Here is a 10,995-nt window from a genome sequence, read left to right on the forward strand (position 1 = left end):
GCAACCTACTCATCCGCTTTCCGACGGGAGCACAGCGCAATGCCCTACTTCACCACCTCCGACGGCACCGAGATCTACTTCTCCGATTGGGGCACCGGACAACCTGTCGTCTTCAGCCATGGCTGGCCGCTGAGCTCGGACGCGTGGGCGCTGGAGCGCAAGACCTTCGCCGACGCGGGCTACCGCGTCATCGCCCACGACCGCCGCGGTCACGGCCGCTCCTCGCAGCCGTGGCAGGGCAACGACATGGACACCTACGCGCGCGATCTCGCCGAGCTGATCGAGTCGCTCGACCTGCGCGACGTCATCGTGATCGGGCACTCCACCGGCGGCGGTGAGGTGGTGCGCTACGCCGCCCAGCACGGTGGGGACCGGGTCGCCAAGGTCGTCACCATCGGCGCGGTACCGCCGATCATGGTCGCCACCGAGGCCTACCCCGACGGACTTCCGATCGAGGTGTTCGACAACATCCGCGCCGGCGTGCTCAATGACCGCTCCGCCTTCTATCAGGACCTCGCCCCCTCGTTCTTCGGCTTCAACCGCGACGGCGCCGTGGTCTCCAAGGGCGCGCAGGACGACTTCTGGCGCCAGGGCATGCTCGCGGGCATCCAGGCCGCCTACGAGTGCGTCGCCGCGTTCTCCGCGACCGACTTCACCGAGGATCTGAAGGCCCTGCGGGTGCCGGTCTTCATCGCACACGGCGACGACGACCAGATCGTGCCGATCGCGAACGCGGCGCTGAAGTCGATCGAGCTGGTCCAGAACGGAACGCTCAAGGTGTACCCGGGTGCACCGCACGGCATCTTCGGCGCCTACCAGCAGGAGCTCATCGAGGACGTCCTGGCATTCATCCGGAGTTGAGGTATTCCGGCGCGGCGCCCTGCTCGGGTGCCGCGCCGGCGCCTCAGGTGGGAGCTACTCGCTCAACCGGGCGAGTAGCTCGGCGGCCGCTGCTCGCACCGCACCCATCCCGCCCTGGTAGCCGACGATGCGCAGCACCGCGTCGGGGATGACGCGCTCGGTGTCCACGCCCGCCGCACCCTCGTCGTACCGAATCGCGATCACCGTCTCGACCAGCCGGAACGGCAGAATCCGCGCGTCCTCGCCGGCACCGGCGGCGGCTGCCGATTCGACGGTGAGTCGTTCGTAGTGCGCGCGCAGTTCGTCACGTCGGCGCCGAAACGCCACGAAGCGTTCCGTGCGCAACTCCGGCAGCAGGTACAGCGCGCCCAGATTCCATCGCGCCGTCCGCAATTGGCGCACGTCGAACAGTGCCAGCGCGTACAGCTGCGTCGCCGCGTCCTCCGGTTCGCCCATCATCCGCTGCGCCAGTTCGACCGGTCCCGCCACTGTTTCGGCCAGCAGTGCGTCGAGGATGTCGTCCTTGGCCGCGAAGTGGTGATACAGCGATGCCTGCCGGATGCCGACCGCGTCGGCGACCGCCCGGGTCGAGGTGTTGGCGTAGCCCTTGGTGGTGAACAGCTCCGCCGCCGCGTCGAGGATCTCCGCGCGCGGTGTAGTTCCCTGTCTGCGCCGCTGTTCCAGCCGGGGACGCCCGGGACCGAGATTCGCCACACCGCAGATTCTGTCATCGGGCCACGACCTGCGCCGCGGCGGGCAGCTCACCGACGTGATCACCCGACGGTCGAATTTCTGTCATTTGACAGAAACTCAGGCAACGCAGAAGTTACCGCGCGGTGCCCAGTCGATACACGCACGACACCGTTCGAGCGATCGCGCGCGCAAAACTATCGACTGATAGATATTGGCCGCACCGCTGAAGGACACCGACATGGCCACGACATTCGAATCCCCCGCCGCCCCACCTGAACTCGGTCGCGACAGCGCCGATCTGGCAGCTTTCGGCTATCAGCCGGTCCTGCACCGCAAACTGGGGCGTTACGCGTCCTTCGCGGCAGGTTTCTCGTTCGTCTCCATCCTCACCACGATCTTCCAGTTCTTCGGCTTCGGCTATTCGTTCGGCGGCGCCGCCTTCTTCTGGACCTGGCCACTGGTTTTCGCGGGCCAGTTCCTGGTCGCGCTGAACTTCGCCGAGCTCGCCGCCAGATACCCGATCTCCGGCTGTATCTATCAGTGGTCGCGCCGCCTGGCCGGCGGGCTGATCGGCTGGTTCGCCGGTTGGATGATGGTGATCGCGCAGGTCGTGACCGCCGCCGCGGCCGCCATCGCGCTCCAGGTGGTGCTGCCCTCGATCTGGAGTGGGTTCCAGCTCATCGGCACCGACACCGCCCTCACCTCCCACGACGGCGCGATGAACGCGGTGCTGCTCGGCAGCGTGTTGCTCGTCGTCACCACCACCGTGAACGTGATCGGCATCGATCTGATGTCGAAGATCAATTCGATCGGCGTCACCGTCGAGATCGTCGGCGTGCTGGCGATCATCGCCCTGTTCTTCGCCAATACCGAGCGCGGCCCCGACGTGGTGTTCCAGACCGACCAGGCTTCCCCCGGCCCCTACTGGGCGGCGTTCCTGGTCTCGGGCCTGATGGCCGCCTACGTGATGGTCGGCTTCGATTCCGCCGGTGAGCTTTCCGAGGAGACCAAGAATCCGCGCAAGGTCGCGCCCCGCACCATCCTGCTCGCGCTGGCGGCATCGGCACTGGGCGGCGGCCTCATGCTGCTCGGCGCGCTGATGGCGGCACCGAGCCTGTCCGACGGCGAATTGTCCACCGGCGGACTGGCTTACGTCATCACCGCCAAGCTGAACAGTCCCGCCGGCTCGGTGCTGCTCGGCTGTGTCGCGGTCGCGGTGATCGTGTGCACCCTCGCCATCCAGACCGCGGGCTCACGCCTGATGTTCTCGATGGCCCGCGACGGCAAACTGCCCTTCGCCAAGGCCCTGTCCACCGTGCACCCCCGCTTCGGCACCCCCGTGTGGCCCGCCGTCGTGATCGGCGCCCTCGGCATCGGCCTGCTGGTCCTCAACCTCGGCAACCCCGCCATCTTCGCCACCCTGGCCAGCGTCTGCATCGTCAGCCTGTACCTGGCCTACCTGCTGGTCACCGTGCCCCTGCTGCTGCGCCGCATCCAGGGCCTGCCCGCCCCTGAGGACAAGACCCTGTTCCATCTCGGCCGCGCCGGCATCCCGATCAACGCCGTAGCCGTCATCTGGGGCATCGCCATGGTCATCAACCTCGCCTGGCCCCGCCCCGAGGTCTACACCCCCGCAGGCGGCAGCTGGTGGCAACTCTGGGCAGGCCCCCTCTCGGTAGCGGTGATCCTCACCACCGGCGCCATCGTCTACCGCACGGTAGTAGCACCGCCTAAACCAGCAACCCCCACCACCGAACCAGCCCCCGCCACGCCCTGATCCGAGCGGATCCGCACACCAGCCCCCGTGAACTCCAGCGCCCCCGACACAGGAGGTCAACGATGACAACCACCAACTCCACCACCGCCGCCCGAGCCCACGCCCGCGCCCAAGCCACAGCGGCAACCACAACCACCCCCGTACCACCCCCCGGCGTAGATCCCACCGAACTCTCAGTAGCACAACGCATCCCATCAGGTGGATACGCGAACATCGCACTGGGCCGAGGCACCCGAGTACGCCTGAGCGACCCCTCCGGCACCACCTGCGCCCACGTGTTCCTGCTACGAACCGAATCCCCGTGGGAGCGACTGAATGTCGCCGACACCGTGAAAGTCCCCTGGCAGGCCTACCTCGGTCAAGGCCACCCCCTGCTCTCCGACCAGGGCCGCGTCCTCGCCACCGTCCTCGCCGACTCCGACGGCCACCACGACACCCTGTGCGGCCCCACCCCCGAGGGCCGCCACCAACTCCACCTGGCAGGTGCCAAACAGGGCCTCGAACCCCGCGATATCGGCCCTTCGATCGCCCTGTTCCGCGGAGCGCGGGTCGCGGCGGACGGCGCGATCGAGTCCACCGGCAACGGTCCGGCCGGCGCCACCCTCGACCTGATCGTTCATCTCCCGTCGACCCTGCTGATCGCCAACGCCCCGCATCCCCTCGACGACCGTCCCACCGGCGACCTCGACCTCCTCGCGTGGTCGTCGCCCGCAGACCTCGACACCCGCAACGACGACCCCGAATACCGGCGGGCCGTCGAGAACACCGAAGCCGCCTGGACGGCCGCACTGAACACGGAGGTTCCGGCATGACCACCACCCGCACCGTCGTCCTCGACGAAACCGTCCCCGCCCGGGCGCCGTGGTCGGCCGTCGTCCGCGCCGGCGACCACCTCGACATCATCGACCTGCACGGCAACCAGGCCGTCGATTGCCTGCTGTACTCCGCGGCCGACCACACCGATCGCTACAGCGCCCAGGCCACGATCGCCGCCCAGCGCAATATCTTCCTCACCACCGGCAGTGTCCTGCGCACCGAGGGCGGCACCCCGCTGATGACGGTCGTCGCCGACGAGGTCGGCAACCACGACACCATCGCGGGGGCCTGCTCTCAGGAATCGAACACGCTGCGCTACGGCCATCACACCCGTCACCAGCACGCCTGTGTGGAGAACTTCCTGACCGCCGCGCTCGAATGGGGCCTGGGCAAGCGCGATCTGGTGTCCAACATCAACTGGTTCATGAACGTCCCGGTCGAATCCGACGGCACCCTCGGCATCGTCGACGGCCTGTCGGCTCCCGGCAAGACGCTCACCCTGCGCGCCGAGATCGACACCCTGGTCCTGGTCTCCAATTGCCCCCAGATCAACAACCCCTGCAACGGTTTCGACCCCACCCCCGTCCGCATGGTGGTCATGCGATGAGCCTCACCGACACCCGCTTCCATCCCGCAGCCGACCTGGTCCCGACAGACCGCCTCGCCCCGAACGATATCGCCGACGCCACCGCGAACTCGGCTGTCGGCCCGGCCGAGTCGAACACCGCCGACCAGGCAGGCACTGCCCCCGGCAACGCGAACGATCCGACTTCGGTCACCGGTGTCACTCGACGACGCGTCGAAGTCATCCGTCCCGGAATGCAAACGACCGTGCAGGACTGGCCGGGCCGAATCGGCTACTGGCACATCGGAGTCCCGCCGTCGGGGCCGATGGACGACCTGTCGTTCCGGCTGGGCAATCGCGTGCTCGGCAACCCCGAGGGCGCGGCCGGGCTGGAATGCACGCTGGGCGGACCGGCGTTGCGGTTCGCCGAGCCGACGTGGGTGTGCGTCACCGGTGCGGTCGCCGACGTCCGGGTGGACGGCATCCCGGTGGAGCAGTGGCGGACCGTCGAGGTTCCGGCGGGTGGCGTGCTCGATATCGGCGCGATCCGCGGCCCCGGCATGCGGACCTACATCCTGATCTCGGGCGGCATCGACGTCGACGAATTCCTGGGCAGCGCGGCGACATTCACGCTCGGGAAGTTCGGCGGCGGAACCGGCGCCGCGTTGCGTGCCGGCCAATCGCACACGCTGGGCACACCGTCGACCCGCCTCGCCCCCGCCGTTCCGATGGCCGACCAGCCGGCCTTCGCGCACCGCTGGGAACTCGCTGTCACCGAGGGCCCGCACGGCGCACCGGAGTTCTTCACCCGCGCCGATTTCGACACCATTGTCGGCACCGACTACGAGGTCCACTTCAACTCCGACCGCACCGGCGTGCGACTCATCGGCCCGAAGCCCGAGTGGGCTCGCACCGACGGCGGCGAAGCCGGCCTGCATCCGTCGAATATCCACGACAACGCGTATACCGTCGGCGCCCTCGACTTCACCGGCGATACCCCGATCCTGCTCGGCCCGGACGGTCCGAGCCTCGGCGGATTCGTCTGCCCGGTCACCGTGGTCGCCGCCGACCGCTGGAAACTCGGCCAGCTCACCCCGGGCGACAAGGTCCGCTTCGTCCCCATCCGTGCCGAACATGCCGCTCCCGCAGCCGAACTCGGCGCTCGTCGACGCGCCGGCTTCGGCACTGTCCTCTCAGCGGGTCGCGACGGCGACGACGGTGTCCTTCGACGCACCGAGGTCGACGACGAGACCCGCGTGACCTACCGCCGCCAAGGCGACGACGGCGTGCTCGTCGAATACGGCACGCTCACCCTCGATCTCGGCCTGCGCGCTCGCGTCCACGCGCTGCACCAGCATCTCATCGCGATCGGGCTCCGCGGCGTCGTCGAGCTCACCCCGGGCATCCGCTCGCTCCAGATCAGGGTCGACCCCGCTGTGCTGCCGGTCCCCGCTCTGCTCGACCTGCTCGCCGAAGCCGAAGCGCAGCTGCCGAATTCCGATCAACTGGTCGTCCCGAGCCGCACGGTCCATCTCCCGCTGTCCTGGGACGACCCGGCCACCAGGGAAGCGATCACCCGCTACATGCACGGGGTCCGCGCCGACGCCCCCTGGTGCCCGTGGAACATCGAGTTCATCCGCCGCATGAACGGCCTGCCCGCCGTCGAGGACGTCTACAACACCGTCTTCGACGCCGAATACCTGGTCCTCGGCCTCGGCGACGTCTACCTGGGCGCGCCAGTGGCCACCCCCACCGATCCCCGCCACCGCCTCGTCACCACCAAGTACAACCCGGCGCGCACCTGGACCCCGGAGAACGCGGTCGGTATCGGCGGCGCCTACCTCTGCGTCTACGGCATGGAAGGTCCCGGCGGTTACCAATTCGTCGGCCGCACCACCCAGGTCTGGAACCACCGGGCCCGTCCCACCGGCACCGCCGGACCCGGCGTCGACCGTTTCGCCACCGACCCCGAAACCCCTTGGCTGCTGCGCTATTTCGACCGCATTCGCTGGCACCCGGTGGAGGCGGCGGAATTGCTCGACCTGCGCGCGGATTTCGCCGCGGGCAAGGTGGACATCACCACCGAGGAGGGCGAGTTCCGGCTCGCCGACTACCGCCGGTTCCTGGCGGACAACGACGACTCCATCGCCGATTTCCGCGCGGTCCAAGCCGAGGCTTTCGCGCAGGAGCGTCAATCATGGCGCACTGCCGGAGAACTCACCGACTGACAGCAGCCGAACCGCTCATGCGACGAGAACAGTCTTGCCCGATGCGTGGCCGCGCTCGAACGCCGCGATGGCCGATGCCGTGTCGGAGAGCGGGAACTGTCGCTCGATCACCGGTCGCAGGCTGCCCTCGACTGCCAACCCGGCCAGGTAGTCGAGGTCGGCGGCAGCGGGTCGCATGAGCAGAGCCTTCAGCGTCTGGCGCGCGAACAGGTCGGTGAGTGCCACCTGAGTCAGCCAGCGGACCGGGCCGAACCAGTTGTTACCTGGTGCGGCGGCAGAGGAGATGAAGACGCCGTCCGCGGTCAGCACGCGGCGGATCTCCCGTAATTTGCGGTTGCCCGCCAGGTCGAAGATCACGTCGTAGGGCACCTCGGTCCGAGTGAAATCGTCAGCCGTGTAGTCGATGACCACGTCCGCGCCGATGTCGCGCACCATCGCGAGATGCCGGGTGCTGCACACGGCGCTCACGTGCGCGCCGAGCACTTTCGCGAGCTGGACAGCGAAACTGCCGACGCCGCCGGACGCGCCGTTGATCAATACCCGGTGTCCCGGCCCGACCTTGCCGATGTCGCGCAGGCCCTGCAAGGCCGTCATGCCCGAATCAGGGATCGCCGCGGCCTCCTCCATGCTCAGCGCAGCGGGCACCACGGCGAAAGCCCCCGCATCGGCGCGGACGTACTCCGCGAACGCGCCGTGGGAAACCTCGCCGAAGACCCGATCCCCGACCCTGAAATCGGTCACCGCGCCGCCGACGGCGACCACCTCGCCCGCCAGGTTCTGTCCGATCATCCGGTGCTTGGGCCTGCGCAATCCGAACCCGAGCCGCAGCAGATACGGCGTCCCGGTGAGCAGATGCAGATCACCACTGCACACCGACGCCGCGCGCACCCGGACCACCACATCCCGATCCCCCGGCGCCGGCCGCGGCACGACCTCGGCCCGCAACACCTCACCCCCGCCGTAGCGGGGCGCGATCCACGCGGTCATCGACGTCGTATCCACCTCGGTCATGAGAACTACCCCTCGCTTCGCACTTACAGCGTAAGTCTTCTGATACAGAAGCTACGCTTACGCCGTAAGTAGGTCAAGGAACAGTCAGGAGCTTCCATGCCGCCACGCACCCCACTCACCAGACAACGAGTCCTGCGTGCCGCCATCGACCTCGCCGACCAGCAGGGCCTTGCTGCCCTGTCGATGCGCAACCTCGCCAAGACCGTCGGCGTGGAGGCGATGTCGCTGTACAACCACGTCGCCAACAAGGACGACCTCTACGACGGCATCATCGATCTGGTGGTCTCGGAGATCTACGTCCCCCGGGTGGGCGGCGACTGGCGGGCCGAACTGCGCAACCGCGCCATTTCCGCCCACGAGGTCCTGCTGAACCACCGCTGGGCGACCGGCCTACTGGGCTCGCGCGTCAATGTCGGCCCCGCCATGCTCGGCTACATCGACGCCACCCTCGGCTGTCTGATCACCGCGGGCTTCACCTACGAACAGGCCGATCGCGCCTGGAATGCCATGGACAGCCACATCTACGGCTTCACCATCCAGGCCATCAATTTCCCCCTCGCCCCCGACGAATACGCGTCGGCCGCCCAACGCTTCCTCCCGCTCATCCCCACCGAAACCCATCCCCACATGCACGCGCTGGCCGCCCTCGTCATCACCGGAACCCACTCCGGCGCAGCCGATTTCACGTTCGGTCTCGACCTACTTCTCGAGGGGCTGGCCGGACTGCTCCCCCGCTGACAACGGCGGGACAGAACCGAAGTCCGATTCTGCCCCGCCGGAAACCGATGGATAAACGCCGGACGCGATCAGAAGCAGACTTCCACGCTGCCCACCGGGAAGCAGATCCCCACCGATCCGACTTCTGATGCCTGCGGCGCGGGCACGGCAGCCGAGGCCACGGGAGCGGCGACAGCGCCAAGAGCCAGAACGATGGCGGCCGCGGCGGCTGCCTTGCTCATCTTCACGGACATAGGGGAATCCTTCCCTCGACTGAACTCGGTTGGTTCCTAGCTGCGCGCTCTCTCAGTCTTCGCGGTGCAGTGGGCAAATTCCAGACAAGAAAGCATCACGTCGTTCGCCGTGGCGTCGCGGAAATATCACTGTCGCCATTCGACACCGCACCCGCGAAAGGCACTCATGCCGTACAGCCGACGGTTTTCCCGGCACAGCGTCGGGAATCAGCACGTTACCGCCCCGTGACCTCCGCACCACCGAATTCACCGTTCCGAAAGCGGACCGAGGTCTATCCACTGGAAGCGGGGTGCGCCGCCGGTCAGCCGGAAACCAGGTCCGCGCTCCTGTGCGCCGCACCCGGCAACGGCGACTCCCGCTGTGGAGCCACCTCCATCACCGCTTCCGCCACCGCGAGACAGGCGCCGAGCCGCGGCGGCGTTCGCAAACCCGAATCCCCTTGCAGCAGTAGGCGAACTGCCGCCCACGGCAGATTCACATCGGCGAAGGCGGTGTGGAACAACCCTGCCGACGGCCGTGGATTCACCTCCAGCAGCACCGGTTCCCCTGCCCGATAACGCAATTGAACATTGGTCAGATAGGCGAGCTCGAAATGCCCGACTATTCGACGGGCGATATCGACCAGGGTGGGGTCGTCGAGCAACATGCGGAATCGGCCCTGCTTCGCGCGCGCGATACCGATCAGCAGCTCGCCTCGCGGTGTGGACAGACAGTCGATGCTGACCTCCGGGCCTTCGAGGAACGGCATCACCAGCAGCGGCGGCACGAATTCGCCATCCGCCTGCGCACGGCGCATCGCCCCGGCTACCGCTTCGACCGAGGCCACCGGGCGTGGTGCGACCCGCAGGTGCGCCATGGTCAGCGGGCGGTCGTCCAGAATCCGGAACCCGAACGCCGAGAATTCCCCACTCGGTTTGATACAGAGCGTCTCTCCGGTGAGTGACAACTCGTCGACGGCCGCGTAGAGCTCGTCCGCGTCGGTCGCCTCCCGCCACGGCGGCACGGGAACCCCGGCCGCACCGGCGATCTCATAGGTGAGCACCTTGCTGGTCAACGCCGTCACCGCCGACAACGGCGAACACATCAGGCTGGTGCCGACCGCCGCGAATTCCGCCGCTCGGCCCGCCAGCGCGTCGAGCCGCCGCGGCGGTATCAGGACGTCGATGCGGTGCGTACGACAGAAGTCGAGCGCGAACTGCGCGTAGTCCTCGTTGCTGACATACCGAGGTTCGATCGCCGACACATCACTGGCCGAGAGAGCAGCAGCACTCGGATCCACATTGCTGGCGTAAATAGTGACTGCCACCCCGTCGGGATTCTCCCGTAGCAACCGCATGACCTGCACGGTTGCCGCCCCCGCACTGCTCAGCCAAACCCGAAGCGTAATACCAACCGCTCCCTTCTTGTTCTCGGAGAGAACCGGACCCTATACCGGTTCTGCTTCGAGCACATTTCGAGCAGAAGGAGCGCACGTCACATCGCTGGCGCCGAGTCAGAGTCCGTACTTGCGAACGAACTCCTCGGTGTGATCGACCGCCGGTACACCGTGCTCCGTCGACCTGGTCTCGGTAGCGGTTTCCTCGATCAATTCCGTCGGCTCCGAGGGCAAGTGGCGCCACTGGGCCCGCGGATCGAGTTCCTCGTCGTGCTGATCGGCCATGATTTCCTCCCCATCGATTCCCCTGTCCAGAATAGCCCGCGTGCACGCGGGCACCCCAGACCAACGGCGGCCCATCGTCGTCGCCGATGAGTACGCCGACACCGTCCAGAACCAGGTGGTCGGCGGGAACGCTCGCGTCCAGGACCTGAGTCAGCCGTTTGATCAACCACTGATGCTTCGGCTTCGGTGCGGCATTCCCAACGAGCTGGCCATTCAACACCTCATAACGCAGTCCGTCATCGGGTAGCTGATCCAGATCCGCAGCGGTCCATTCGGCCGAATGCGGCACCGGCATTGCCACGGAAACCACCTCCTACCTCGCTGGACTCATCGGATGTGCGCACAGATTAGGCTCAGTCTGGTTCAGCCATCGTGCTGAACCAACTCCTCACTCGCCCCGGACGATCCGCTC

11 protein-coding genes are annotated in these 10,995 nt (G+C 67.4%); 6 read left to right on the plus strand and 5 right to left on the minus strand.

Translation table 11 applies throughout. From position 1 onward, the window contains the following. Window positions 1–39 precede the first annotated feature (39 nt). On the plus strand, window positions 40–861 hold the full coding sequence (locus tag NA12_RS13165; RefSeq protein ID WP_067449614.1) for an alpha/beta fold hydrolase: 822 nt from the start codon (window positions 40–42) through the stop codon (window positions 859–861). Between the two features lie 54 nt (window positions 862–915). Here NA12_RS13165 and NA12_RS13170 read toward each other — a convergent pair whose 3' ends face one another. Continuing rightward, on the minus strand, window positions 916–1,575 hold the full coding sequence (locus NA12_RS13170; protein ID WP_067449615.1) for a TetR/AcrR family transcriptional regulator: 660 nt from the start codon (window positions 1,573–1,575) through the stop codon (window positions 916–918). A 217-nt stretch (window positions 1,576–1,792) separates the two neighbouring features. Here NA12_RS13170 and NA12_RS13175 point away from each other — a divergent pair, with 217 nt between their 5' ends. The 4 genes from NA12_RS13175 (at window position 1,793) to NA12_RS13190 (ending at window position 6,940) form a co-directional block, all read left to right on the plus strand. Beyond that, window positions 1,793–3,331 carry an amino acid permease gene (locus NA12_RS13175; protein WP_067449748.1) on the plus strand — a complete coding sequence of 513 codons (1,539 nt, stop codon included), beginning with the start codon at window positions 1,793–1,795 and terminating at the stop codon, window positions 3,329–3,331. A 62-nt stretch (window positions 3,332–3,393) separates the two neighbouring features. Next, the gene (locus tag NA12_RS13180; RefSeq protein WP_067449616.1) at window positions 3,394–4,143 is read left to right on the plus strand and encodes a DUF1989 domain-containing protein; all 750 of its coding nucleotides are present in this window, start codon (window positions 3,394–3,396) and stop codon (window positions 4,141–4,143) included. Further along, complete coding sequence (locus NA12_RS13185; protein ID WP_067449617.1) at window positions 4,140–4,754, plus strand: urea amidolyase associated protein UAAP2; 615 nt, start codon at window positions 4,140–4,142, stop codon at window positions 4,752–4,754. Before NA12_RS13180 ends, NA12_RS13185 begins: the two co-directional genes overlap by 4 nt. Before the next feature lie 212 nt (window positions 4,755–4,966). Continuing rightward, window positions 4,967–6,940 carry a 5-oxoprolinase/urea amidolyase family protein gene (locus NA12_RS13190; protein WP_067449749.1) on the plus strand — a complete coding sequence of 658 codons (1,974 nt, stop codon included), beginning with the start codon at window positions 4,967–4,969 and terminating at the stop codon, window positions 6,938–6,940. Between the two features lie 15 nt (window positions 6,941–6,955). Here NA12_RS13190 and NA12_RS13195 read toward each other — a convergent pair whose 3' ends face one another. Beyond that, complete coding sequence (locus NA12_RS13195; RefSeq protein ID WP_243654734.1) at window positions 6,956–7,951, minus strand: NAD(P)-dependent alcohol dehydrogenase; 996 nt, start codon at window positions 7,949–7,951, stop codon at window positions 6,956–6,958. A 96-nt stretch (window positions 7,952–8,047) separates the two neighbouring features. Between NA12_RS13195 and NA12_RS13200 the strand changes: the two genes are divergently transcribed. Next, window positions 8,048–8,689: a TetR/AcrR family transcriptional regulator C-terminal domain-containing protein gene (locus NA12_RS13200; RefSeq protein ID WP_084472739.1), complete on the plus strand. Its 642-nt coding sequence runs from the start codon at window positions 8,048–8,050 to the stop codon at window positions 8,687–8,689. Window positions 8,690–8,757: 68 nt separating this feature from the next. Here the strand turns inward: NA12_RS13200 and NA12_RS33640 are convergent, their stop codons facing one another. The 3 genes from NA12_RS33640 to NA12_RS33645 form a co-directional block, all read right to left on the minus strand. Next, a complete protein-coding gene (locus tag NA12_RS33640; RefSeq protein WP_157106391.1) occupies window positions 8,758–8,922 on the minus strand; it encodes a hypothetical protein in 165 nt (54 codons plus the stop codon). 302 nt (window positions 8,923–9,224) lie between these two features. Beyond that, on the minus strand, window positions 9,225–10,310 hold the full coding sequence (locus NA12_RS13205; protein WP_341540346.1) for an ATP-grasp domain-containing protein: 1,086 nt from the start codon (window positions 10,308–10,310) through the stop codon (window positions 9,225–9,227). 105 nt (window positions 10,311–10,415) lie between these two features. Beyond that, window positions 10,416–10,583, minus strand: coding sequence for a hypothetical protein (locus tag NA12_RS33645; protein ID WP_157106392.1), 168 nt, complete (start codon window positions 10,581–10,583; stop codon window positions 10,416–10,418). Window positions 10,584–10,995: the final 412 nt, after the last annotated feature.

Source organism: Nocardia alba NBRC 108234 (assembly GCF_001612665.1).
In the GTDB taxonomy this organism is placed as follows: Bacteria; Actinomycetota; Actinomycetes; order Mycobacteriales; family Mycobacteriaceae; genus Nocardia; species Nocardia alba.